We start from the raw sequence: 24504 nt of genomic DNA, 5'->3' as shown, positions 1-24504 counted from the left end.
CGCGAGTTCACCAACCACCCCCACCTCCGCCCCCGCCGGGTCCAGCCAGGATCTCCTCCGCGGCCCTCGCGCTCACGCCGTATCCGGTGAGGGCGCTGGCTGGATCGGAGACGAATGGATCGATCTGGCCCAACACCAAGAATCCCGGGGTGGTCTCCACCAGGGTGTGGTGCCGTGAACCACCTAGGAGGCACCAGGTGCGGGCGCTGTCGCAGGCCACCCAGTCTGGGAAGTCGACGACCGGGGTGCCCGGGGCGGCAGCAGTCGCACCGAGCCATGTGAGGAGACCTGGGACGCTGTCGTTCCGCCCCGTCGGCCAGTCGGCCGCGACCTCAGTGGAGCGCCTCAGCCTGGCCGTTCCTGTCGGGTTGTCAAACGAGTACTCGAGCGTGCCGTCGGCCTTGGGCGCGATCCTGATCTCCACCTCCTCCACGCAGCGGGGGAGCCCTTGCGTGATGTTCTCGAGGAACGTGACGGTGTCACCAGACCGGTCGGTCTGTGACCAGGTCCCTGAGCACGAGAGTTCTGGGTAGATGACCTCCGCGGCATACTCCCCTCCGACGCGTTGGAAGGTCACTCGCACCGAGTAGTGGCCAGCTCCTTGCTGGTCCACATCTCCGGTCCAGGTCCCTGTCCAGTCGCTGTCCGGCCCGCTGGGTAGACTCCACATCGGCGCGTCCGTCCACCTCACGCTGATGTCGACGAGGTCTGCCTCGGGAGTCGCGTCATTCACCATGTAGTCGGCGACGATGGATGTCCACCTGGTGACCTCTAGCGCCCTGAGGACGCGGAGGGCTGCAATCATGCGGGACACCCCCGCTGGGTGCCGACCCGTGGGGCCCCACAGCCCCAGGGAGCCCGGCTCGACGCCCCAAGCCCGGACCTCATGCTCGAGGGTCGACGTGAGACAACCGATGAGCTGGTTGCCCGCGCTGACCATGTCGCCGTCGATCGCGTCGCGCGTTGTGTTGTAGGCCTTCCCGAAGCACTCCAGGCTCCACAGCCCGAGGCTCTGGCCACCGGGAAGTGGCAGGTCTACGCCCGCCCGGCTGGATACCTCGATCACGAGGAAAGCCAGCATCGACGTCACGTCGCGTCGCACGTGTCCCGTGACGATGCCATGCTCCGATGCGACGGGGGCGTAGACAACCGCGGCCGACTCCAGAGGAGCCAGGGGGATGCGCTGTCCTCCGGTCACCGTCACCAGATGTGTGATGAGGCTTCTCAGCCCTTGGACGTCAGCCTGGACCCGACCCGGCTCGGCAGCCGTGAACGGCACGCTCAACTCCAGGTCCACGGGGTAGCCGCGGTTGTTGGTGACCTCGATGGCAAAGCCGTCACCGTGGGCCCTGACACATCCGAAGAGTTGAGTGTTGAGGTCGTCGACGGTGATCACGTCCCGGACCCAGTCCGGTGCCGGGGAGTCCGAGCAGTCGGGCTCGGAGGCACGGCTCCCCAACACCTTGAAGAGCTGATATTCCAACCAGCTCACCCAGCCCGTGGCCGTCTGGTGCCTGTCGACGATCCAGGTCTTGAGGGAGAAGCTCGCGAGCTCCGTGTGCAGCCAATTCCCGTCAACCGTCGTCTCCCCTGGGAGCCATAGCTCAGTCAGCTCGTCGTAGGTTGCCACATACGGGACGGCGTCCCCGGCGACTGACTCGGGGGTGAACGGGATGCTGAACGACACTGGGCCCAGCGGCTGCGAGTCGGCCTCGATGGACCACACGACGCCGTCTGGCTGGAGCCCTGCCACGAGGTCGCGCTCGGTTGCCTGCACGGCAGCAAGGCGGACACTGGTCCCCGTGGGAAGGTCGCCGGCGTCCAACTCCAACACGGCCCCCCGAGGATGCTCCAGGAGGAGTCCCTGTGACCCCACGACACCCTGCACGTCGCCGTCCTCGGTGACGTCGAGCGCCTCGCTGGGGATCGGGGACTCGCTCGGCGCATCGGTCGCGGGAGCTGCATCGTGGGATGGCTGACTCGCAGTGCCACCGGCAGGCTGTGCCGCGGAGGTGGCCTCATGAGTGCTGGGCCGCAGGAGGGGAGTGCCGAACCACAGGCCCGCAGCGACCGCGACCACCAGGCACGCTGCTATGGCGAACTTGGTTGACCGGTGACGCGTCGCCATGTGTCGGTCCCTCGGCTCTCCACTCGTCGTGGCGAGTGAGGATACGCGCCTTATGTCGCGGCTACGGGGCGCAGGCGGAGGGGCGAGCGCGTCCCCACGAATAGGTCAGGGGAGCTTGTCGCCGCCGGGTCCGAACCCGGAGTCGTCGACCGAGGCCGTGCCGGTCTTGGCGTCCCAGCTGCCGGTGGCGTTCTCGTAGTCGCCGTGCCGGTCGGTCGTCTCGTGGCCGGTGACCTTGGCCTTGGCCTGGCCCGCGAGGTCCTTGGCCGAGCCGGCGAGGGTGCCCGCGACCTTGCCGGGCGCCTCGGCAGCGACGGACTTCACGTCATCCACCCGGGTCTGGACCATGTCGCTGTTCCAGGCCTTCTCCGCGGTGCGACTGATCTGGTCGTAGCGCTCACGACCGGCCCGCGCGCCGAGGATGTAGCCGATGCTGGCTCCGATGATGAACCACACCTTCTTCATGAGGTGCCCCTTTCCAGGTGGTCAGGCTGTCGCGTTCGACACTAGCGAGATGGGGGCGGGCGCACCAACGCAGACCTCAGGCCTGCGCGACCGCTCGACCCATCCGCTCCACGGCCTCGGTCAGGATCGCCCGGGAGGTCGCCATGTTGAGGCGCACGTGCCCGGACCCGCCCGACCCGAAGGCGGTGCCCGCGCTCAGCCCGACCTTCGCCTCGGCCGCGAACATCGCGGCGGGTCCGACGCTCATCGTCACCAGCCCCGGCTCTAGCTCGGGGTCCTCGATGCCCAGCGCCCGGCAGTCGAGCCACGCCAGGTACGTCGCCTCGGGGATGCGATAGCCCACCGCCGGCAGGTGCTCGGCCAGCAGGTCGGCGAGCAGGTGGCGGTTGCCGTCCAGTCCCTCGATGAGGGCGTCCAGCCACATCCCGCCGTCGCGGTAGGCCGCGATGTGCGCCATCACCGCCAGGTGGCTCGCCCCGTGTCCGACCTCCTCCGGCAGCCGCGCCAGGTCCTTGGCAGCCTCGGGTCCGGCGATGGCCAAGGCGCTCTTGAGCCCGGCGAGGTTCCAGCCCTTCGAGGCCGACATCAGGGACAGGCCGCGCTCGCCACCCGGCACGCTGAGGTACGGCACGAAGGTGTGTCCCGGATACACCAGCGGCGCGTGGATCTCGTCGGCGATGACCCGCACGCCGAACTCCTCGGCGAGGGCGGCGACGGCCTCGAGCTCGGCGGCGGTGTGCAGCGTGCCGGTCGGATTGTGTGGACTGCACAGCAAGTATGCCGCGCCCTTGCCTCCCGTGGTGGCCGCGGCGAAGGCGCGGGACAGGTTCTCAAGGTCGATCCGGTGGTCGGTCGTGAGCGGTGCCTCGACGATGTTGCGGTGCATGCTCCGGACGAAGCTGTAGAACGGCGGGTAGACCGGGCAGTTCACGACGACGTTGTCACCCGGCAGCGTGATCAGCCGCAGCATCTCGGTGACACCGATCATCACGTCCGGCACGATCGCGGTGTGGGCGATGTCCAACCCGTGCCAGCCCCACCGGTCGGTGGCAAACGAAGCCAGCGCCTCGGCATACTCCTGTCCGGTGGCGACATAACCGGCGTCGCTGCGGCGCATCGCGTCGACGACGGCGGTGATGACGGGCTCGGCCAGGACAGAGTCCTGCTCAGCGACCCAGAGTGGCAGGACGTCCGGGGGGAACGCGCGCCACTTGACGCTGGTCCGCTGCGCGCGGAGCTCCTGCTCGGTCAGCTGCTCCAGGGGGTTCGTCACGGTCATGAGGCCAGGCTAGCGACCGCGATGCGGCTGTCGCCAGGGTGCCTCTGACCAGCGCAAATGCCGGAACTTCTCATGGCGGAGGGTGTGGGATTTGAACCCACGGACGTTTCCGTCGGGCGCTTTCAAGGCGCCTGCACTCGGCCACTATGCGAACCCTCCAGGGGCCCCGCCTCGGCCGGGCCCGACCGCTATTGTCCCACTCCCGCCGACGCCACCCAAGAGCGCCGCCGTCGTGTCCTCGGCCCCGGCCGGCGACAAAGGGTGGGTCGCAGCGGGCCCAAGACTTCGTTCCCGCGGGTCAAGACGGCGCCTACCTGCGCAGATATCCACAGCGAGCCCGATTGCGGGATGCGACATTTACGCCGGATGCTGCTACCGTTTGTGTGGTTGCAGTTGCAGTTCCTCGCAGGTCGAGCATGGGTCACGCCGTAGGGCAGGACAGATGGTCAGCAGGTCGGGCATGGTCCCGGTAGTGGGGGGTTTCACCTGGACCGGCCCCCGCGAGGTGCGGGGGTTGTTCGCACAGCAGAGAGAGAATGTCCCATGGCACAGGGAACCGTGAAGTGGTTCAACGCGGAAAAGGGCTTCGGCTTCATCGCGCAGGATGGCGGTGGCCCGGACGTGTTCGTCCACTACTCGGCCATCGAGACCAACGGCTACAAGTCCCTCGAGGAGGCCCAGCGGGTCGAGTTCGAGGTCACGCAGAGCCCGAAGGGCCCGCAGGCGGAGTCCGTCCGCCCGGTCTGAGGCTGACCAGGAGCTGACACTCAGCACCTAAGCCTGAACGAGGCCCCCGAGTCGATTCGACTCGGGGGTCTCGTCGTGTCTGCGGTTGTGCGTCAGGCCGTCGCCCGCGACCATCTCTGCTCCAGACTCAGGAGTCGCTCGGAGAGGTCACTCGCAACGGTCTCGTCTGCTCGGGACATGATGAACTGGGCTACTCGCAGCGCGTCCCGGGTCCGGTCGGCATTCGCCTCATGGGGCGACAGCTCTTGATTGCGCAGCGCCACGTCCGCGAGAGACAGCATCGTGATCGCGTCACTCGTGCCGAATTGTGATGCAAGCGGTTGGGTCCCCGGGTCGTCGAAGACCACGCTCAGCAACTGCCGACAACGGCTTGTGCTGGCAAGTTGATCCTCGATCTCGAGGAGGTATGCCGCGTAGGTGGTGGCCACCTCATGCTCCAGGTCCTCCTGCAGGATGTCGGAGAGTGCCCGACCTAGGACCTGCAGCGTCAAGCGATAGGGCCGATCGTGACGCCTGATCTCGGCGAGTCTCTTGCGCAGGGGGAGGGTCACTCTGTGCCCGACCTCGATGCCACGGATCCGGACTTCGAGGGGACGATCTCCACGGGTCGCGACGGCAACCCAATCGTGCAGAGGTGTAGCCAGTCCGTCGCATCGCCTGAGGAGGTGGTCGAGGTCGTCCTTCATGACGTCCACACCGAGCCTTTGGAAACTCTCGAGCCACCGGGTGAACTGTTGGTCGGCCAGACCTTTGGCGCGCTTCGGATCACTCCGTTGCAGGTTCCGAATCGCGATTGACAACGTCCCAGACACCTGGTCCATGACCGGGAGCCACTCACCCGCCGGGAACGTATCCATCCGGCCGAAGAGATCGCTGCAGTCGTCGACTACGGCCTGTGCGACAGCCTGCGCCCCGCGGGGGTGGTCGGCGGGCGCAGCGCGCCCGATGCGAACGGCTGGCCACAAGAGTTCGTGATAGTAGATCCGCCGGATGACGCTCTCCTCGTGCTCAGCGCCCAGCACGGCCTCCGAGACTTCGGCGAGAGCGAGTGCTCGGGCGCGACACTCTTGCAGAATCTCATCAGGCATGGTCAGGGAACTGCTGCGGAGGGCCCGGAGCAGACCGCCCAGGGCGCGGATGGTGGCCAAGCGCACGACCGGGCGGGCGTGCATCAACTCGAAGGCTGAGGGAATGCGCGGCAGGAGCCTCAGCCAGTGGGGCAGTGACTCCGGGTCGAAAGGAACCCGGACGGAGGCTGAGGTGCCTGATGCCAGACGTGTCGGCACCTTGTCCTGCACGAGTGGCTCGATCTCGTTGTAGACGCGGAGATTCGCATCGAAGAAGGCCCCCAGGACACTCGCTCTGTTGACGACCACGTCGAGTCGTCGGTTGCCGTCCGGACCGGCGGCAATCCGGGCATAGCTGGCATCGGCCAACCCGTTGGTGATGTGCGAGAGCATGCGCCCCACCGTTTCCTCGATGAGGAGCTGGTTGCTCATCTCACCGTCTCCCTCGGTCACGGGGTCGACGACCCTCATGACGCCATCGACGACGTTGAGTTCTGTCTCGACAGGCCGCGAGGGGACGTCCTTTTCCGCTCCGGCCATCTGGAACTCGGGGGTGCGCTTGGCCTCTTGAGGGGGCAGCCTGGGAGGCGTATCGACGACAGGCCGCCAGTTGGCGGTGACTGCTCGCTGGATCGCTCGAGCCCGGTACGCGGCGACAGTGAGGAGCGGCTGAGCCTCGAATGCGTCGAGCTGAAGCGACGCCCAGATGCTGAGCCGGCTGGGGTCGGCCAGGGGGTAGCCGTCATCGCAAAGGCTTGTCATGCGCACGACCTCCCCCATGGTCTCGAAGACATCGCGGAGCAGGGCGTTGGCGCCGTGCAGCACAAGGGCCGCCTTGGAGTCCGGTCCGAACTGGCTGAGCGTGGCTGGTGAGACGACGCCCGAGTCCTCACGGCCGTCGGGCCGACGACCCCTGTCCAGCGCGCCCCACCCGGGCGGTGAGCCACTGCCGATGTCCACGTTCGTGACGTCGTTGTAGTCGCAGAGCCAGGGGGCCCCCGGGTGAGGTGCATCTGGGACGGCGACCCCGAACAGTGCCGCGACGTTCCTCGCGATCCGGGCTGTCGTCGCTTCCCGCGAGTTGCCCTGGGTGGTCGAGACATCAGGCACCGTCACCGCGAGACCTCTGCTGTGCGGGTTGATCAGTTGTGTCACGTCTCGACACTCTAGGAGGCGGCTTGAAACTCTGCAAGTGGCCTGCATCAACATCTGCTGATCTGAAATATATTTCAGACGACCACTTGACACTGCATAGACCTGAAGAGCACACTCTAGATACGAACGAACACATCGGACGTTCGCACACCAGCCGGAGCGGGCTTCGCTCCTGACAGATCGGAGAAGGTCAGATGACTACCACCCTTTCCAAGTTCCGGGCGTTGACCGTGCTGTTCGCAACGGTTGCCCTCATGCTGGGCCTTGCCGTGGCCCCGTCTTCCGCAGTCACGCCGGCCGCCGCGGCGGGTCAGCGTCACGCTCCGTCGGCTCTCTCATCGGCGGTTGTGGAAGGCGCGTTCGACTCCGTGCCCACCGTCTCGGGCGAGTGCAAGAACGGTCGCTGCGTGGTCAAGCTCTCAAAGGCCGAGACGAAGGCCATGGGTGCCGGATCGCTCATCAAGGTGCCGAAGTGGGTTCCCACGGTGATCCGACCGGTCCTGACCATGTCGATCAAGGTCCACGCGTGGATCGCAAAGCAGTACGCCAAGAAGGGACTGTGCTCGCAGTTCGTTCTCGACATTCGCCCGTGGGCTTCGCAGGGCTACATGTCACGCAAGTGCTGAACACCGTGCGGGCCGTTCGCGAGCCGCCCGCACGGTCAGGCGCCTCACCTGGTGCGGCCCACCCTCGGAGAGGGTGGGCCGCACCGCCGTTTCCGGTGAGCCGGAGATCAGCAGACGGTGCCGAGCTCGGCGAGCTCGTCGGTGGGCTCCGTCGTCTCCTCCGCGTCGTCGGTCGGGGTCTCGGCGCCGGTGGGCTCCTCGGTCGTCGGCTCCTCGGTGGTGGGCTGCTCGGTTGTCGGCGCGGCGGTGGTCTCGCCTGCGTCGTCGCTACTGGCCTCGACGGACGGGGTGGGCTCGGGGTGGAGCGCCAGGTAGACCTCTCGGCGGATCGCGGTGTAGTCCGGGTCGACCGTGTTGGTGTTCTTCGAGGTGAACGGCAGGCTCCGCATGGTCCCGCCCTGCACGCGCTCCACGAGCTCGGCCCAGGCGGGGAGCTCGGTCTGGTCGATGTCTGCGGTGATGTGGTCACCGGCCGCTGAGGCGATCGCGGGATAGCGCTGCAGCAGCGTCAACGGGTTGACCTGGTCGACCAGGGCACCGACGACGCAGCGCTGGCGGCGCATCCGGGAGAAGTCGTCCGAGGTGACCCGGGACCGGGAGTACCACAGTGCTTCCTTGCCGCTCAGGTGCTGCGGACCGAGCTCGATCCAGCCGGACTCGCTGCCCTCGACCAGGCGGATGCCGCCGTTGGCGTCGGTGTAGGTGCGTCCGCCGATCGGCACCCGCTCCTGCACGGTGATGTCGACGCCGCCCATCGCGTCCACCAGGGCCTCGAAGCCGTCCAGGTCGATGATCACGGTGTAGTGGATCGGCTGGCCGATGACGGTGGAGATGACCTGTCGGGTGGCGGTCTGGCCCGGGTTCGGGTCGCCGGCGAACCACCCGGGGTTCTCCTCGTGGAGGTTCTCGGCCGCTGTCCAGATGGCGTTCATCAGGCACTCGTTGCCGCAGTCGAAGGAGTCGCCGTAGCGCTTGTAGAGCGGACTGTTGGTCGGGATCGGCACCTTCTGCAGGTTGCGCGGGATCCCGAACAGGACCATGTCGCCGCTGGCGGTGTCGATGCTGGCGACCATCATCGAGTCGGTGCGCACCCCCTCGCGCTCGTCGGCGGCGTCGGACCCCAGCAGCAGCACGTTGACGCGCGGCACGTCGGCCCACGGGTCGGTCTCGCCCACGGCCGGGCCGACGGAGGGGACCCCCTCGTTCGGCGGGCGGTCCGAGGCGCCGGTGAAGATGTGCTCGACGGCGTTGTTGTGCGCGTCGATGTAGCGCAGCCCCAGCGCGGTGGGCGCGGCGATCAGCAGGCACATGACACCGGTGAAGGCAGTCAGCCCCACGCGCTGCCCACCGGTCATCCGACGCGGCCGGGCGGTGAGCGCGGTCAGCACGACCGAGGAGATCCAGATGACACCACCGACGGCGAGCACCACGGCCAGGACGCGCAGCAGGTCGGGGCGCGCAGCCAGGTCGAGGGCGGAGCGGAAGGCCCCGTTCCTGACCAGGTAGTACAGCGCGGCGACACCCGTGCCCAGCGCGAGCAGCAGCAGGGGCACCCCGATGAGCCGACGCCGGGTCGCGATCAGTCCGGCCCCCGGCAGCAGCGTCCCCAGCGCTGTCAGACCGTAGGCCCTCCCGACGCCCTCGTTGGTCTGGGCAGCCAGGCGCGCAGCGCGGGTGGGGTGGGCCACGGCCTCATCGGACGCACGCCGACGCTGACCCGGACGCTGAGCAGCGTCGGGCCGGGTCCGACGGTGCGGGGCCTCACCGTCGGGGTGGTTGTCGTAGGTCATGCGTGCCTTCCACGATGTCTCGTCATTGTCTAACAGACGACCGGGGATCGTCTGGAGGTTTCAGCGGGCGCGCCCACCAGTCTGTGGTGTCCACCAGTGGTTTGGAGAAGCCACCCCACCGCGGGTAACCTGACAGCCGTTCCGCGGCAGGTGACTCCCGGTGGGACGTGGAGGCGTCGCCTAGTCTGGTCTATGGCGCCCGCCTGCTAAGCGGGTTTGGGGCTACAACCCCATCGAGGGTTCAAATCCCTCCGCCTCCGCCGCAGCGTGTCGCACCCGGCACGCCCCAGCAGTTGAGCAGGACCCCCGGTCAGCCGGGGGTCTTTCTCGTACGCCGTGGGCCGGCTCTCCCCGATCCGGCCGGGTTGGCAGTATGTCGTGGGCCGGCTCTCCCCGATCCCGCCGGGTTCGCGGTATGCCGTGAGCCGGCGTTCCTCGATCACGCCGCGACCCGGGCACGCGAGAGGGACAGCTGGTCGGTCATGGGTTCTCCTCAGAAAAATAGTCCGGAGCATCCTGCCACCGCTTCCTGAATGTCGCCTGCGCGTCGATCGGGAGAAGCTCGGCCACGGCCTCGCGCAGCCGGGCACGGAAGCGCGGCTCCGCGAAGGTCGCCACGTGGTCGCGGATCGCCTGCTGGTCCCACGCCCGGTCCTGTGCGGCCCGGACCGCGTCGACGATCTGCTCCGGCTCGGACCTCTCGAAGAAGAGACCCGTGCGGCCCTCGTCGACGGTGTCCAGATAGCCGCCGTCGCGCAGCGCCAGCACCGGCTTGCCGAAAGCGCCGGCCTCCAGCGGGGTGAGGCCGAAGTCCTCCAGGGAGGCGGCGATCAGGGCGGTCGCCCCGGCATACGCCCACCGCAGCTGGGCGTCGGTGAGGTCCTGGACGAACCGGACGTTGGGCGTGGCGGCCGTGACGAGCTGGTCGCGCAACGGTCCCGCGCCAATGACCAGGAGCGGTTCCTCGGGCATCCGGGCGAACGCGGCGCTGACCTGCTGGACGTTCTTGTAGGGCAGGAGCCGGGAGACGACCAGGTGATAGCCGTGCGGCGCCCACTCGGCGACGCCGGGCACCGGGTCCCGAGCACCGTCGGCGGACACACCGTGCGGCGGGGGCAGGACGTCGGCGTCCAGGCCGTAGACGTCGGCGATCCGCGCGTGCACCACCGTCGAGTTGGCCAGATAGCGGTCGGCGCTGGCCGCCGCCCGGCGGTCCCAACGGACCAGCGGCGCCCGCAGGGTCCCGGCTACCGCGGAGGTGAGGCGTCCGCGGACCCCGCTGCCGGCATACTCCCGCGTCAGGTAGAGCCAGCGGGCCGGGGAGTGGCAGTAGACGAGCTTGGGGCCGCGGGCGCGGAAGCCGTGCGCCCAGCCGCTGGAGGAGGCCACGACGACGTCCTCGGGAATCTCCAGGCGGGAGGACGCCGGCGCCAGGAGCGGCAGGGCGAGCCGGTGATGGCGCCGCAGCGGGCCGACCCGGTTGAGCGGGGAGACGACGATGTCGAGGTCGGCGAACTCGGGGTAGGTGCCGTCGGGGTCGTAGAGCGTGGTGTAGATCCGGGCGCCCGGGAACGCCCGCGCCATCGCCAGCACGACCCGCTCCGCGCCGCCGCGCTGGGTCAGGTAGTCGTGGGCGATGGCGACGGACGGCGCCGGACCCGAGGTCACTCGAGCCGTTGCGCCAGGGCGCTGAGCTCGTCCTCGAGCTGTTGGGGCAGCGAGTCGCCGAACTTGTCGAACCACTCGCGGATCAGCGGGAGCTCCTCACGCCACTCCGCCGGGTCGACGGCCAGCGCGGCCTCGAGCTGCTCGCGCGTCAGGTCGAGCCCGCTCACGTCCAGGTCGTCGGCGTGCGGCACCAGGCCGATCGGTGTCTCCTGCGCGCCGACCTTGTCCTCGAGCCGGTCGATGACCCACTTCAGCACGCGGGTGTTCTCGCCGAAGCCGGGCCACGCGAAGCCGCCGTCGGCGTCCCGCCGGAACCAGTTGACCAGGAAGATCCTGGGCATCTTGGACTCGTCGTGCTGCTTGCCGACGTCGAGCCAGTGGCCCAGGTAGTCCCCGGCGTTGAAGCCGATGAACGGCAGCATCGCCATCGGGTCGCGGCGCACCACACCGACCGCGCCCGTGGCGGCGGCCGTGGTCTCCGAGGACAGGGTCGCGCCGAAGAACGTGCCGTGCTGCCACGTGCGGGCCTCGGTCACGAGCGGGACGGTGGTCTTGCGCCGGCCGCCGAAGAGGATCGCCGAGATCGGGACGCCGTTGGGCTCGTGATACTCCGGCGCCAGGCTCGGGCACTGCTCGATGGGCGTGCAGAACCGGCTGTTGGGGTGGGCGGCCTTGGTGCCGGCCTCGCCGTCCTCGGGCGTCCAGTCGTTGCCGTGCCAGTCGATGAGGTGCGCGGGCTCCTCGTCGGTCATCCCCTCCCACCAGACGTCGCCGTCGTCGGTGCGCGCGACGTTGGTGAAGACCGAGTTGCCGCGCTCGATGGTGTGCATCGCGTTGGGGTTGGTGCCGTAGCCGGTGCCCGGCGCGACGCCGAACAGGCCGAACTCGGGGTTCACGGCATACAGCCGGCCGTCCTGGCCGAAGCGCATCCACGCGATGTCGTCGCCGACGGTCTCGGCCTTCCACCCGGGCAGGGTGGTCTGCAGCATCGCCAGGTTGGTCTTGCCGCAGGCCGAGGGGAACGCCGCCGCGATGTAGTGGACCGCGCCCTCGGGGTTGGTGAGCTTGAGGATGAGCATGTGCTCGGCCATCCAGCCCTCGTCGCGGGCGATCGCGGAGGCGATCCGCAGGGCGTAGCACTTCTTGCCGAGCAGCGCGTTGCCGCCGTAGCCGGAGCCGTAGGACCAGATGGCCCGCTCCTCCGGGAAGTGGACGATGTATTTCGTCTCGTTGCACGGCCATGGGACATCTGCCTCGCCCTCGGCCAGCGGTGCACCGACGGAGTGCAGCCCCTTGACGTAGTCGGCCTGCAGCTCCTCCATCTTGGCGAGCACCGGGGCACCGATGCGGGCCATGATGCGCATGGAGGCCACGACATAGGCGCTGTCGGTGATCTCGACGCCGAACATCGGCTGGTCGGCTTCGAGGTGCCCCATGACGAAAGGGATGACATACATCGTGCGGCCGGCCATCGAGCCCGCGAACAGGTCGTTGAGGATGCCCTTCATCTCCGCGGGGGCCATCCAGTTGTTGGTGTGGCCGGCGTCCCGCTCTCGCTCCGAGCAGATGTAGGTGCGGTCCTCCACGCGGGCGACGTCGTCGGGGTCGGAGGCGCAGTAGAAGGAGTTGGGCTTCTTGTCCTCGGCCAGCGGCACGAAGGTCCCGGCCTCCACGAGCTGGGCGTTGAGCGCCCGGCTCTCCTCGTCGCTGCCCGTCACCCAGACCACCTCGGCCGGGGTCGTGTGCTCCGCCACCTGGGTGACCCACTCCGCCAGTTCAGTATGCCGGGTGGTCCCGTGTGTGCTGATCGTCGTCATCGCTTCGCTCCTGGTGCTCGCTGGCCACGCTGCCAGTCCCTGGCTTCCCAACCTAGCGCCGGGCGGGGACGGAGTCAGGTGCGACCGGGGGCTGTGCGGCGTGAGGTCGGTCACCACCGGCCCTCGCCGATTTCGTCGCCGGGACCGCCCTCCGGTAACATCGTGCGTCGTTGCCCATGGCAACCGTGCGCCCGTAGCTCAACGGATAGAGCATCTGACTACGGATCAGAAGGTTAGGGGTTCGAATCCCTTCGGGCGCGCTCGCAGTCGCGACCACTCTGTGTTGAGACAGACCAAGACGAGACGCCCCCGGGAGGCCGGGGGCGTCTCGTGGTTTCCGGGACCCGATTCCTTGAGCCCGTGCGTGACCGGGTTATCGCGCTCGGCGGCCCGACCGTTTCCCCCAACATGCGATCCCGGCCATTCGTCGGCCTATGCCCGGACTGTCGTCACATCGCATGTTGGGCAGAACCGGGCTCGGGCACCTCGGCGGTGAGGTCGAGATACTCGAAGACGAAGAGGGTTGCGCGGCCAAGGACCTGTGGATAAGTCCAGCGGCGCACGCCGTGTCTCGGGCATGCTCGCCGGCGTGCATCCGATCGAAGCACTGCGCGGGTGTGGCGGCAGGGCCACAACGCAACAACTTAGGGCTCTCGGCGTGCGGTCCCGAGACCTCGCGGCCGCAGTCGCGGAGGGGACGGTCACGCGCACCTCTCGCGGCAACTACCGCCTCGCGGACCTCGGCTCGAGTGTCGACACCGCGATCGAGCTCACCGCTGTCCTCTCCCACCGCAGCGCGGCCCAGCACCATGGGCTCGAGGTCGCTCAGGTGCCGGACAAACCGGAGGTCATCGTGCGCAGAGACAGGCGGCTCAGCTCCGCGCAACGTGGTCTCGCGACGGTGCGGTGGCGAAACCTATCCGAGGCTGACACCGAGGATCACGTCACGACCGTGCGCCGCACCCTGCTCGACTGTGCCCGCGACCTCCCCTTCGCCGAGGCGCTCGCCATCGCGGACGCGGCGTTGCGCCACGAGCACGAGGACTACGCCAGCCTGCGGGCGCTCGCGCGTGGGCTGAGCGGCAAGGGCTCACGCCCGGCCCGTCGCGTCTTCGAGGCAGCCAACATGCGCGCGGCCAATGCGTTCGAGTCCTGCCTGCGCGCCATCGCCCTCGACGCCGGGCTCGACGTGAGAGCCCAGGTCCAGATCGCGGACGTCGGCATCTTTTGCGTTGTCGACCTCGCTGACGAGGGGCGCCGGCTCATCGTCGAGGCCGAGAGCTTTGCGCATCACGGGAACCGCAAGGGCTTCCGCAAGGACGTCCGCCGTTACAGCGAGCTGACGACCCTCGGCTGGAGCATCCTGCGGTTCACGTGGGAGGACGTCATGTTCCAACCGGCCTACGTCCGGTGGGCCCTCGAGTCGTGGCGGTTGTTTCACGACTTCGGAGTCCCCGCGGCTGGGCCACCCGAGCACCTGCCGCGACTGGCCTGAGCTGATGCTGCAGGCCACCGCGACCCCGATCACCAGGTCGGCGTGTGACGCCAAACCTGCGATGTGGCCCGCAGGGCGATATCCGTCGAGAAGGTCACGACATCGCAGGTTAGGCGTCACGGTGCTGGGTGAGGGCGCCGGGTGGGGGTGTGGGTGAGGGCGCCGGGTGAGGGCGCCGGGTGGGGGCGCCGGGTGAGCGCGAAGGCAGCATCCATCCGCTCGTCAGCAGGGGCTGAACATGCACCCGCGGTAGGTCGAGTTGCGGATGTCCGGGCCGACTGAGCCGTGGCCCCACAGGTGGTCGCCGGCCGTGTTGCCGCTGGCGTTGCCGATGTACATCGCGGCGGCGTAGACGTCCGGGCCGTAGGGGTCGCCGTAGCCATTGGTGGACGGTTGGATCTCCTGCCCGGTGCGGAACCAGGCCTGCACGAGGGTCATGCCGGATCGGGCATAGCTGGCCAGCCGGCGGCCCTCCTCCGTGTTGTCGTAGGTGACCGCGGCATACCCCAGGAGCAGGTGCAGCCCGTCGAAGGCGCCGCGCCAGCGGTCGAAGACGTTGCCGCCGCCGTTGATGATGTCGTCCTCCAGCGGGCCGCAGGCGGCGATGGCCATCCACTCCAGGTTCTCCTGGCCCCAGTGGTCGGAGGGCACGTTGGGGGAGGCCCCGACATCGGAGTGGTGCAGCCAGTCCGCCGACCCGGCGGTGGCCAGCTGCCAGCCGTTCGGACTGGCGTGGCCGGTGTAGAAGACGAAGTCGACGTCATCGACGTAGGTGTCGTCGTTGCTAACCCAGTCGGACTTGAAGGCGGCCTGGTTGCCCCAGTTGAAGCGGCGCTGCCAGCCCTCGGCGGTCAGCTCGTCGACGAACCCCTGGGCGTTGGCCTGGCTCCCGCCGAGGCCGCCCCAGGTGCCGATCCATGAGGTGCCGAAAGCCCGGGGCCGCAGAGCCTCCAGCAGGATCTGGATGAGCTCGGGCGAGAGCTGCGGCTTGAGGAAGACCTGGCCGCTCGGCGTGCGGGTCAGGACGCGCTCGGGCGAGACGTTCTTGGCGGCCAGCGCGGTGGTGCTCACCGAGAGCCCGGCCGGCAGGGCGAGCCCCGGCTCCAGCCGGGCCGACAGCTCGGCCAGCAGGTCACGCTTGTCCCGGCGGTCCGGTTGCGGCCGCTCGGGCGGGCTGACCTCGCCGACATCCGTGGCCGGCACCAGCCGCACCCGGGTCGGGACCGTCTCCTTGCCGTCGTGGACCTCACCGCGCACGGCGTACACGGGGAAGAGCAGGTCCTGGGCGGCGAAGGCCGGCGCGGCGTAGTAGCCGAGCTCGGCCGAGGTGACCTTGACGCCGGGGCTGGTGCCGATACCGGCCCGTTCAAGAGCCTCGTCCACCTCGAGGAGGGGACGCTCGTCCACGGACTCGGCCCCACGCCATACTCCCGCGACACCGACGACCTGGCCACCGTCCCCGACGGTGGTTGTGAAGCGGCCCCCGCCACCGAACATCGGCAGGGTCTTGGCCTTGAGGTCGTCCCGGTCGGAGACGTCGAGCTCGACCTCCTGGGAGAAGACGGCCTCGCCGCGGCGCGACGAGCGGCCTCCGTCGTCCTCGGTGAGCAGCTGGCCGTAGCGGACCTTGCCCCGGGTCATCCGGAAGCGCTCGCCGAACTCCGGCACCATCCGGGTGCGATCCAGGGTGGACTGGGCGATCTCGGCGACCGCCTCGGCGTCCGGCGTGTCGACCGGCTCGGCGCGCCAGAGCCGGCCCAGGTCGCCGGCCCAGACGCCGCCGCGGCCGGCGTCGACGTCGATCATGACGTCGGCCCCGCGCACCTGTGTGGCGCCCCCGCGGGTGGTGCTGGTCAGGTCCCGACCACCCAGTATGTCGATGGCGAGCCGATCCAGGTCGAGCTCGGGTCGGCCCTTGGGTGGCGTGGCGAAAACAGGCAGAGTTGACATGTGTAGACCCCTCGAGTGTGGTTGTGCTGCCCGCGGAGGTGCCGGGGCAGGTGCCGTTCACGTGCGGCTCTTCCAGTGTGGGGAGCCGAGGGCGGGAGCACCATGGGCACTTTTGCGTAGGTCTGCAGGTGTAGGTCGAGCGGCCGACCGACCCTGTCCGCTGGCCGGGAGCAGTCGGGTCAGTGCTGCTAGACAGGTCGCATGAGTCCGGTCTTCGCCCTCGTCATGGCGGTGATCTGGCTGCCGCTGGCGTTCGTCCAGGCCCGGCAGCTCGCGTCCGACTCGACCCCGCGGGAGCACCGCGAGGTCCTGGAACGGCGCGCGACCGCCGCCTCTGCGCTGCTCATCCCGGGTGTCGCGGCGCTGATCCTCCTGGTTGGCTCGTGGTTCGCCGTGCGCGCCGACGCCGACCTCTGGTGGATGTGGCTGACCGCCGGACTGCTGTTCCTGGTGAACGTGCTGCTGGCGCTGCGCCTGCGCCGTCGGGTCACCGGGCAGTGGTTCGGCGGCGGGTCGCAGGACGCTGGCAAGCGGGCGCTCGCGACACGGCTGGGCGGTGTGGCTGCCGGGTGATACGTGGGCACCTATCTCACCTCCTGGATCGCGGGGCCGGATCCGGCGATCTGGGTCACCGTCCTCACAACAGCCCTCCTGGTTGCCTTCATCGTCCTCGTGGTGACGGTCGGGTTCCTGGTGATCTTTGCCCAGCAGGACGAGGCCTACGAGGAGTGGGAGCGGGACCGCCGTGCGTGAGGATCTCGAGGACCGGACGGTCTGGCGGGCGCAGGGCAGACGGTGGCGGACGTTCGCCTACGCCTGGCTGCCGTTCACCCTCGCCTTCCTGGTCGCGAGGGCGTTGATCGACGACGTGCACTGGGGCACCCGGATCGGTGCGGTCTGCAACGTCATCGCCGGGCTCGGCTTCCTGGTGTTGGCACGCACCGGCACCACCGCCGACGCGCGAGGGCTCACCGTGACCACTCTCGTGTCGCGCCACCTGCCCTGGGCAGGGGTCGTGGAGCTACGCACCGACCCGCCCGGCCGGTTCGCGGCCGACGTGCAGGCGGTGTTGGCCGACGGATCGGTCGTCACCCTGCCGGCGGTCCCGGCCGAGGACCTGCCGCACCTGGAGTCACTGCGAGCACGACACTGACCCTGCTCCCTTGGGCCTGTCGCTGCCGCCGGGCCACGGCGCGGGTGGGTGGCCAAGGGGTGCTTCCGTGCCGACGTCGGCGTCTCCTCACTGCTCCAAAGGGTCTGTCACGGGCAGTCCAAGGTGCTCAGCGACGGTCTGCATGGTGGCGTCGTGAGTTGCGACGGTGAGCGACTCGCCGACGAGGAGAGCTGTCGCCAGGTGCAGGGCGTCGAGGGTCTTGACGTGCCGCTCGATGGACTCGGCGACGGTGTGAGTCTCGGAGGTGATGGCGACCAGGCCGACGCGATCCAGGAGTGGATTGCCTTCGACGAGTGGCCGGTCGTCGCGCCGCAGGACCCGGATCACCTCGGTGCGCAGGAGACGCGAGGAGATGAAGGTCGTCTCCGGAGACTCCATCCAGGACTGCAGCCGTTCGCGCTCGGGGTGTCGAGGATCGTGCGCAGCGCCACCGAGGAGTCGAGGTAGACGAGCCCAGCCATGGGTCAGTGGCTCCCGCGCATCTCGTCGAGCAGTGCGTCGGTCTCGGTGGTGCTGTATGCCGGTCCGCCCGGCGTGCGCGGCCAGGGTGCTGGGTCTGCGGCTGGCGGGGTGTAGCGGCCCTCGCGCTCCAACCGCGCCAGTGTCGTGTCCGGATGCCGGACAGCACTGACCCGCCAGCGCGGCCGGCCCCGCTCGGTCACCACGATGTCGTCGCTCTCGGTGACGTGGGCGAGCACCTGTGCTGTGCGCTGGTTGAGGTCGCGCTTGGTCACTGTCCGCATGTCTCGCATTGTACTACTTGTGTCTGACATTGCCAGAGTGTCAGCCAGTCCGCCGAGGTCAACGTCCGAGATCGCCAAAGACAGGGCCCTGGCCCAGCGGCAGGTCGACCTGTGTCAGCAGCTGGGTGCCGCCGTTCTGGGTGTCCCAGAGGACGTAGTGGTGGAGCCCGTCGCCGGCGACCCGCACGATGAGCGTGCCCCGGTCGCCCCAGCGCACCGGTGTCACAGTCTCGGCGTCGGCCTGCAGGACGCTGAGGCTGTCCAGCGTGCCGTCCTTGACGAGCACCAGACTTACCGACTCCGGCACCTCGCCCTGCCACCCTTCGGATTCGATCACCGTCGGGTCCTGCGTGGTGATGACCGTCGCGACGCGGTCCTCCGCCAGGACGGACAGATAGCCAGGCTGGCTGGTGAAGCCCAGCGGGGTCTCCTCGGCCACTTCTCCGGCCGCGTCCAGGCGCTGCAGCACGACCGGGCCGGACTGCGCGAGCTCACCGGACTCCTCGTCCTCCTCGGCCTGCACGATGATGCGCCACGGGGCGATCTCTCGCAACTGGTTCCACGAGGCGTCGTGGGTGACCTCCCCGGTTGAGGTGTCGATGACCATGGCGCGGTCCTCGCGCTGGTTGACCCCGAGGCGGTTGTCGTCAAGCCATAAGAAGTCATGAGGAACTGTGTCGGGATACTGCCCGCCGGCCTGGTGCTGGACTACGTCACCGGTCGATGCTGTGACGATCACGATGCCCTCGTTGGTGCGGTGTGCGAGCTGGTGACCCGTGGGAGAGACGGAGGTGTCCAAGAGGGGTGGCGACCCACCTATTAAGAGGTGTGGGGTCGGAGTCACCAGGCCTACGCCGGTCGCGGCCGTGCGCCACCGCTGGTCGGACCCCAGGATGAGCAGTGCGTTGTCGTGGTCCTCGGACGCGAAGGCCGCGACAAACGTGTCGGTCGGGTCCTCGGCCAGCGCCGGTATGCCGTCACCTGGCACCGCGAGCACCTCCGGGAGGAGGGTGTCGGCGTGGGTTAACTGCTTGAGCTCAGGCAGTTGCGTGGGCGGGCTCAGCAGCGCCGGGCGGGTGTCCACGGTCGGTTGCGGGTCGAAGAAGGCGGGGTCGACCCACCCGTCGATGACCAGGTAGTCACCGTGGACGCTGATCTCGGCCCCACCGGTCAGCATCCCCGTCACCAGGGACTCCTGACGCGCCCCGGGCTCGAAGCAGCCGATGGCGGTGCGGAACTGCTCAGGGTCCAGGAACAGTGACGTCCCCCCGGTCGGGAGCAGCCAGGACTGCGTGAAGCCGCCGCCGACACAGCCAGGCCCGGTGATGCGGAGCACGCCGACTTCCGGTGAGGTGAGCTGCAGGTCCGTCTCCGGGTCGGGCTCGGTGTCGACGAATTCGCGACCGTGGATCTGCGCCGTGAGGTACTCCAGAGGGGCCTCGACCCAGTCCTGGGCCAGGTCGTCCCAGGTCGCGGCCCGCGCCGGACCGACCTGGGGATCCGTAACGTCAGCGCGTGCGAAACCGGCGGACACGGGCTCGAAGACGGGCTGGGCACCGATCGTGCCGCTCATGAGCAGGGTCGTGCCGTCCCGCGCGACCAGCGGGCCCTCGCCGAGGAAGGACTCCCAGCGTGCGGCGTCGAGCCACGGATGGCTCACGCAGGCAGCCCCGGGGTCAGGGTCGGGGTCGATCTCCCAGGTGCCGGTGACCCGGGCGCGCCCGTCCTCGACCGCTCCGGGGGCCTTCATGTCCAGCCCGCACCCCCGCACCAACCATAGGCCGGAGTCGAAGGTCAGTGTGACCCCGGCCCCGCCCGACCCCATCACCTCCTGCAGCAGCCACGCGGACACCGTGCCGTTCGGGGGAGCCCACGGCTCCAGCACGCCGGTCGGCTCGACCTCCTCGCTGCCATCGATGAACTGCAGCACGGTCGGCTGACCGCTTACCGGCTGCTCGTCGCCGCCCAGCGTCGGCTCGGCGTCGGAGGTCTGCCGCGAGTCGTCGCCGGCGGTGCCCGCTGGCCCGGAGTCGGGGAGCTGCAGCGCGCCGCCGCCCCAGGCGACGGCGCCGACCACGGCGGCCGCAGCAACCGCGCCACCGGCGCCCCACCACGCACGGGAGGTGCGGCGCTTGCGGGACCGCCCGGCATACCAGGCAGTCTGTGACAGATCCCGGTCGGGGACGATGTCGGCGGCGCGCTCCAGCGCGTCAAAGAGTTCGTCGTCGGACATCAGCGCTCATCTCCTTCGCCGGATGACGCGGAGGCCAGGTCGGGCAGCAGCTCGCGCCGCGTGGCGAGGGCTCTGTGGGCCTGGCTCTTGACGGTGCCGGGGCTGATCCCGAGGTAGTCGGCGATCTGGACCTCGGACTGGTCCTCGTAGTAGCGCAGCACCAGCACCGCCCGTTGCCGAGGCGGCAGCTGGGCCAGGGCGTCGCGCATGTCGGCGCCGGCGATCCAGGACTCCACCGGGTCGTGCTCGTCGCTCTCGCGGCCGGCGAGGGCGGTGTCCTGGTGGTCGTGCGGCCACTCGCGCCCGACCTTGCGCCAGCGCGAGATCGCGTCGCGATAGTCGATGCGGCGCACGAACCCCTCCGGCGAGCCGGTGCGCACCCGCTCCCAGCGGTGGGCCAGCTTGGTCAGGGCCTCCTGGACGAGGTCCTGGGCGACGTGGTGGTCACCGCAGACGAGGTATGCCGCGCGCACCAGGGCGCGTTGCCGCGCACGCACGAAGGCGACGAACTCCTCCTCGAGCGGGTCCACGTCACCTCCCTGTGCTGTCTCCGGTGGTCACAGTCTGCCGTGTTGGGCCGGGTGTGCCGAGAGGTGAACGCGAAACTGTCGTCGAAGGGTTGCATTCGGCACGCACCCGCTCCCGGGCCGTGCTCACGGGCACGCAGAGGACCGGGGATGATGTGAGGGTGAGTGTGGCGTTCGATCACTTCCTGCTGACCCGCTTCAGTGCGGTGCTGCGTCCGGACGCGCCACCGCCGGATGAGGACTGGCTCTACTACCGACTCGCCTTCTTCGTGGACGCCTGTCTGCCTTCGGTGCTGTCGCAGAAGGGCGCGGAACCGTTCGAGTGGCTGATCATGTTCGACGACCGGTGCTCACCGGAGTTCCGCGCCGATGTCGAGGAGCTCGCCCGGGATGCGTTCACGCCGATCTGGACGCACGCACCGTTCCGGCGCGACAGCTTCGCCGAGGCGGTTGGAGAACGCAGCCACACGGCATACGTCATCACCACCCGGATCGACAGCGACGATGCCATGGCGACCGACCTCATGGCGGCGGTGCAGGGCCAGTTCTCCAGGCAGGAGCGGTTGTTCGTCAACTTCCCTCGCGGGATCCAGATCGACCGCAGCGGTGCGGTCTATCGCGCCGACGTGCTGTCCAGCCCGTTCCTGTCGTTGATCGAGAAGCGCAGGAACGGTGAGCTGCCGGAGACGGTGTATGTCGCCAAGCATGCCCGGGCGCGTGGCCACGGACCGTTGCGCGAGGTAAAGGCACCGGTGATGTGGGCCCAGGTGCTGCACGGGACGAACCTGTCCAACATCGTCAACGGGGTGCGGGTGGACCCGAGGGTGGTGGGGGAGCGCTTCGAGTTCGACCTGGGGTATGACGCGTCGCTGGCTCGGTCGGTCCTCGTGCGTGGCCAGGTGAGTCACCTCGGGCGGCTGGCCAGGTTGTGGGCGGCCCACCCGGGCGAGTTCACCAAGTGGGCCGAGGCGCGAGCCTGGACAGCACGCGGCACCCACGAGCGGGCTCAGCAGGCGGGTGCGCCGACGTTGACGGATCGGGTGCAGGACTGGGAGCGGGACACCCGGAAGCGGTTCCGGGACGCCCGGTGGGGCCTGAAGGGATGGGCGAACGAGACGCTGCCAACCCGCGAGGGCGTGGTCAGCGGGGATATGGAGGACGTGCTCAAGCGTGAGCAGGTCGTCGTGCTGGCGGAGTGGTCGCCTAACACTTCGGTCCGGGAGGATGCGCTCCGAGCAGCGCGGGCCTACGCCGATGCAGGATTCGGCGTGCTGATCGTCGCGGCTCGCGACCCGTGGGTGCGGCTGCGGCGGACTCAGGTGCCCGAGTGCGTCACGGTGGTGCGGCGTCGGAACTCTGGCTACGACTTCGGCTCCTGGTCGCACGCACTGCTTACCTGGCCGCAGATCGCGGACAAGGACCTGGTGGTGCTCACCAACGACTCACTCATCGGACCGTTGCGCCCGCTGGACGAGTTGCTCCGGCGCCTGCGGGCCAGCACGGCGGACGTCTGGGGCATTACGGAGAGTCGGACGCCGGCACATCACTTGCACAGCTTCTTCCTTGCCTTCGGCGGTGGGGTGCTCGGGCGGGGTGCGCTGCATGAGTTCTTTGCGGGCGTTCGCCCGCAGGAGTCCAAGCGCGACGTCGTGGTGTCTTACGAGATCGGCTTAACCCAAGTGCTCGAAAAGGCCGGCCTGCGGCGCGAGGCGGGCTGGACGCAAGAGGAACTAGGGCTACCTCGAGAGACTGTCCTGCCACTCTGGGCTTGGCAATCCCTGCTTGAGGCTGGATTCCCATTCGTGAAAAGAGTTCTGATGACCGCACCGCAGTTCGCAGATCAACGGGCGGCGCTCAAACAGGTCGTTGGCGGCTAGTGCGCCAACTCAAGGCCAACTCGCCTCCGCCGCGCCCGCGGTGTCTGTAGGCTGTCTTCGTGAGCTCGGGGCGGCAAATCCATGTCATTACTCCAGGTGACCACTACTCACCGAGGACAGGCAGTGCCGTCGTGCAGGTAGTTCATGGCATTGCGGAGCACACGTTTCCTCGTCCTGCAGTGCTCGTCGCGTGCGGCACGTACCCTGAACGCTACGAGAGTGCAGAAGTTCTCGAGTACCCCTACAGGAGGAAGGTTCCGGGAAGAGTTGGGCGCGTTCTCGACGTTGCACGCGGTCGGTTTGGTCAGCCTCGGAATCATGCACGGGCCGAGTGGAGGCAAGTGCTCGGCGCCCTCCCTTCAGCCCCCTCTATGGTCATTGCGCACAACGGACCGGCGCTCGTGGGAATGATTCCTGAGTCTCATGAATCAGTTCTGTACGCACACAACAGCATCCTCCACACCTACTCCAGGCGAGAGACGAGCACGGCGCTTGGCCGGGTGGACCACATCGTTTGTGTAAGTAACTACATCGCTGAAGTTACATCCGAACGGCTCCCCCACGGCCTCCGCGACCGAATTGCAGTGATCCATAATGGTGTGGATATCGCGCGCTTTCAGGCGCTACCCCGCCAAGACCGACAGGACAAACTCAGGGTGTTGTATGTTGGCCGCGTCGTGCCTTGGAAGGGTGTCCATGTGCTAATTAAAGCGATCCGTGCACTAGAGCGAGACGATTTGGAAGTGACTATTCTTGGCTCGAGTGGGTTCGACGCGGCCGCCCCGTTAACCGGCTACGAGACCCGACTCAGAAGAGTCGCCGAGAACAGTAAGTCAAAGGTGCAGTTCATGCCCTTCCAACCGCCCGCAATGGTCGCTAGAATCATGCGGGAGGCCGACGTCGTAGTCGTGCCGTCCGTTGAGCCAGAACCATTCGGGCTCACGGCCCTGGAAGGCTTGGCCGCTGGTGCAACAGTTGTGGCCTCAGACATTGGTGGTCTTCCCGAAGTGGTCGGTAAGGCAGGAATACTTATCCCTCCTGGAGATCCGGCCATACTGGCAGGAGTGCTCGAGCGTATTGTAGTGGATTCATCTACGGACGCTGTTGGGATTCAAGCCCACGTGGAGGCATTTAGTTGGGAGAATGCTGCCAAGAGCTTGGCCCAAGCACTGAACACAGCGTGAGTGAGTGACGCAACCCTTGGTGGATCCGTGTGCATCAGACTTGAGAGCGGAACTGTGGAGCAAGTCCCAACTCGTCTAGAGGTCTGACAGTCCGCGAGCCAGCGGTCTCGTGCGCGTGTAGGCAGGGGGATGATCTTGTGCCAGACGGCGGCGAGGCCGACGAGTGCGGCGATGACGCCTCCTGTGATGGTGAGCCAGTCGTGCATGGGGTGTCTTCCCGTGGGCCTCGGGGTCGGCGGGTGGTGGGGCGGTATCAGGTGGAGTCCCGGAACCTCTGAAGCGCTGCTTGTAGACCATCGACCAGGGCCGGGCCGTGACGCGATCAGCGTCAGCGGTGACTGCGACGTCGCGCAGTTCCTCGAGAGTGGTGTCCGGCCTGAGTTGGCTACTTTTAGTGACCACCCGGGTTTAGCGCTGCCAGGAGTTCCGCGGCTTCGGCCGGGATGGCCGGGGCAGCTGTGGTCGTTGACCCGCCGCTGGTGATGACTGCCGAGCGCAGCGGGCGCAGGGTGTTGAGGATCTTCTTGATCGAGGCGCCGGTGCGTTGCTGGGCCTCGCGGGAGATCGCCAGGGCGGCGA

Annotated in this window: 20 protein-coding genes, 3 tRNA genes and 1 pseudogene; 10 read left to right on the top strand and 14 right to left on the bottom strand. The window is 68.4% G+C overall.

What is annotated here, in order from left to right; translation table 11 throughout:
- Nucleotides 1–7: 7 nt before the first annotated feature.
- The 4 genes from MWU75_RS07520 to MWU75_RS07505 form a co-directional block, all read right to left on the bottom strand.
- Complete coding sequence (locus MWU75_RS07520) at nucleotides 8–2080, bottom strand: hypothetical protein (RefSeq protein WP_247089339.1); 2073 nt, start codon at nucleotides 2078–2080, stop codon at nucleotides 8–10.
- Between the two features lie 153 nt (nucleotides 2081–2233).
- Nucleotides 2234–2593 carry a hypothetical protein gene (locus MWU75_RS07515; protein ID WP_247089338.1) on the bottom strand — a complete coding sequence of 120 codons (360 nt, stop codon included), beginning with the start codon at nucleotides 2591–2593 and terminating at the stop codon, nucleotides 2234–2236.
- A 76-nt stretch (nucleotides 2594–2669) separates the two neighbouring features.
- A complete protein-coding gene (locus MWU75_RS07510) occupies nucleotides 2670–3872 on the bottom strand; it encodes an aminotransferase class I/II-fold pyridoxal phosphate-dependent enzyme (RefSeq protein ID WP_247089337.1) in 1203 nt (400 codons plus the stop codon).
- 73 nt (nucleotides 3873–3945) lie between these two features.
- Nucleotides 3946–4031 (bottom strand) — tRNA-Ser (locus MWU75_RS07505).
- A 384-nt stretch (nucleotides 4032–4415) separates the two neighbouring features.
- Between MWU75_RS07505 and MWU75_RS07500 the strand changes: the two genes are divergently transcribed.
- Nucleotides 4416–4619 (top strand): cold-shock protein, encoded by a 204-nt coding sequence (locus MWU75_RS07500; RefSeq protein WP_247089336.1) that lies wholly within the window; start codon nucleotides 4416–4418, stop codon nucleotides 4617–4619.
- Between the two features lie 92 nt (nucleotides 4620–4711).
- Here MWU75_RS07500 and MWU75_RS07495 read toward each other — a convergent pair whose 3' ends face one another.
- The gene (locus tag MWU75_RS07495; protein WP_247089335.1) at nucleotides 4712–6841 is read right to left on the bottom strand and encodes a hypothetical protein; all 2130 of its coding nucleotides are present in this window, start codon (nucleotides 6839–6841) and stop codon (nucleotides 4712–4714) included.
- 194 nt (nucleotides 6842–7035) lie between these two features.
- Between MWU75_RS07495 and MWU75_RS07490 the strand changes: the two genes are divergently transcribed.
- On the top strand, nucleotides 7036–7467 hold the full coding sequence (locus MWU75_RS07490) for a hypothetical protein (protein WP_247089334.1): 432 nt from the start codon (nucleotides 7036–7038) through the stop codon (nucleotides 7465–7467).
- 107 nt (nucleotides 7468–7574) lie between these two features.
- Here the strand turns inward: MWU75_RS07490 and MWU75_RS07485 are convergent, their stop codons facing one another.
- The gene (locus MWU75_RS07485; RefSeq protein WP_247089332.1) at nucleotides 7575–9257 is read right to left on the bottom strand and encodes an LCP family protein; all 1683 of its coding nucleotides are present in this window, start codon (nucleotides 9255–9257) and stop codon (nucleotides 7575–7577) included.
- A 169-nt stretch (nucleotides 9258–9426) separates the two neighbouring features.
- Between MWU75_RS07485 and MWU75_RS07480 the strand changes: the two genes are divergently transcribed.
- A tRNA-Ser gene (locus tag MWU75_RS07480) sits at nucleotides 9427–9517 on the top strand.
- Between the two features lie 220 nt (nucleotides 9518–9737).
- On the opposite strand, the gene MWU75_RS07475 is transcribed toward MWU75_RS07480, so the two are convergent.
- Complete coding sequence (locus MWU75_RS07475) at nucleotides 9738–10925, bottom strand: glycosyltransferase (protein WP_247089330.1); 1188 nt, start codon at nucleotides 10923–10925, stop codon at nucleotides 9738–9740.
- A complete protein-coding gene (locus MWU75_RS07470; RefSeq protein WP_247089328.1) occupies nucleotides 10922–12742 on the bottom strand; it encodes a phosphoenolpyruvate carboxykinase (GTP) in 1821 nt (606 codons plus the stop codon). The genes MWU75_RS07475 and MWU75_RS07470 overlap by 4 nt, the downstream gene beginning before the upstream one ends.
- Nucleotides 12743–12929: 187 nt before the next feature.
- Between MWU75_RS07470 and MWU75_RS07465 the strand changes: the two genes are divergently transcribed.
- Both MWU75_RS07465 and MWU75_RS20245 read left to right on the top strand, forming a co-directional pair.
- Nucleotides 12930–13002: transfer RNA gene (locus MWU75_RS07465), tRNA-Arg, on the top strand.
- A gap of 398 nt (nucleotides 13003–13400) precedes the next feature.
- Entirely contained in the window at nucleotides 13401–14237 is an 837-nt protein-coding gene (locus MWU75_RS20245; protein WP_247089325.1) for a DUF559 domain-containing protein, read from the top strand.
- 222 nt (nucleotides 14238–14459) lie between these two features.
- On the opposite strand, the gene MWU75_RS07455 is transcribed toward MWU75_RS20245, so the two are convergent.
- Nucleotides 14460–16187: a DUF6345 domain-containing protein gene (locus MWU75_RS07455; protein ID WP_247089323.1), complete on the bottom strand. Its 1728-nt coding sequence runs from the start codon at nucleotides 16185–16187 to the stop codon at nucleotides 14460–14462.
- Between the two features lie 201 nt (nucleotides 16188–16388).
- Here MWU75_RS07455 and MWU75_RS07450 point away from each other — a divergent pair, with 201 nt between their 5' ends.
- The 3 genes from MWU75_RS07450 to MWU75_RS20240 are packed head-to-tail and all read left to right on the top strand — an operon-like array spanning nucleotide 16389 to nucleotide 17340.
- Nucleotides 16389–16760, top strand: coding sequence for a hypothetical protein (locus MWU75_RS07450; protein ID WP_247089321.1), 372 nt, complete (start codon nucleotides 16389–16391; stop codon nucleotides 16758–16760).
- A 3-nt stretch (nucleotides 16761–16763) separates the two neighbouring features.
- The gene (locus MWU75_RS07445; protein ID WP_247089319.1) at nucleotides 16764–16940 is read left to right on the top strand and encodes a hypothetical protein; all 177 of its coding nucleotides are present in this window, start codon (nucleotides 16764–16766) and stop codon (nucleotides 16938–16940) included.
- The gene (locus MWU75_RS20240; protein WP_247089317.1) at nucleotides 16933–17340 is read left to right on the top strand and encodes a PH domain-containing protein; all 408 of its coding nucleotides are present in this window, start codon (nucleotides 16933–16935) and stop codon (nucleotides 17338–17340) included. Before MWU75_RS07445 ends, MWU75_RS20240 begins: the two co-directional genes overlap by 8 nt.
- A gap of 87 nt (nucleotides 17341–17427) precedes the next feature.
- Here the strand turns inward: MWU75_RS20240 and MWU75_RS07435 are convergent, their stop codons facing one another.
- The 4 genes from MWU75_RS07435 to MWU75_RS07420 all read right to left on the bottom strand — a co-directional run bounded on the left by MWU75_RS07435 (nucleotide 17428) and on the right by MWU75_RS07420 (nucleotide 20867).
- Entirely contained in the window at nucleotides 17428–17739 is a 312-nt protein-coding gene (locus MWU75_RS07435; RefSeq protein WP_247089315.1) for a PIN domain-containing protein, read from the bottom strand.
- An 86-nt stretch (nucleotides 17740–17825) separates the two neighbouring features.
- On the bottom strand, nucleotides 17826–18104 hold the full coding sequence (locus MWU75_RS07430) for a hypothetical protein (RefSeq protein WP_247089313.1): 279 nt from the start codon (nucleotides 18102–18104) through the stop codon (nucleotides 17826–17828).
- A 58-nt stretch (nucleotides 18105–18162) separates the two neighbouring features.
- A complete protein-coding gene (locus MWU75_RS07425) occupies nucleotides 18163–20337 on the bottom strand; it encodes a hypothetical protein (RefSeq protein WP_247089310.1) in 2175 nt (724 codons plus the stop codon).
- Nucleotides 20337–20867, bottom strand: a complete 531-nt coding sequence (locus MWU75_RS07420) for a SigE family RNA polymerase sigma factor (protein WP_247089308.1) — start codon at nucleotides 20865–20867, stop codon at nucleotides 20337–20339. Before MWU75_RS07420 ends, MWU75_RS07425 begins: the two co-directional genes overlap by 1 nt.
- Nucleotides 20868–21031: 164 nt before the next feature.
- Between MWU75_RS07420 and MWU75_RS07415 the strand changes: the two genes are divergently transcribed.
- On the top strand, nucleotides 21032–22741 hold the full coding sequence (locus MWU75_RS07415; RefSeq protein ID WP_247089306.1) for a rhamnan synthesis F family protein: 1710 nt from the start codon (nucleotides 21032–21034) through the stop codon (nucleotides 22739–22741).
- A 59-nt stretch (nucleotides 22742–22800) separates the two neighbouring features.
- Nucleotides 22801–23925, top strand: a complete 1125-nt coding sequence (locus MWU75_RS07410; RefSeq protein ID WP_247089304.1) for a glycosyltransferase family 4 protein — start codon at nucleotides 22801–22803, stop codon at nucleotides 23923–23925.
- A 391-nt stretch (nucleotides 23926–24316) separates the two neighbouring features.
- On the opposite strand, the pseudogene MWU75_RS07405 reads toward MWU75_RS07410, so the two are convergent.
- Nucleotides 24317–24504: pseudogene (locus MWU75_RS07405) on the bottom strand (IS1634 family transposase); the annotation flags it as partial.

It is taken from the genome of Ornithinimicrobium sp. F0845, from assembly GCF_023015765.1.
Classification (GTDB): domain Bacteria; phylum Actinomycetota; class Actinomycetes; order Actinomycetales; family Dermatophilaceae; genus Ornithinicoccus.
This window is presented reverse-complemented; position numbering and strand designations above follow the sequence as displayed.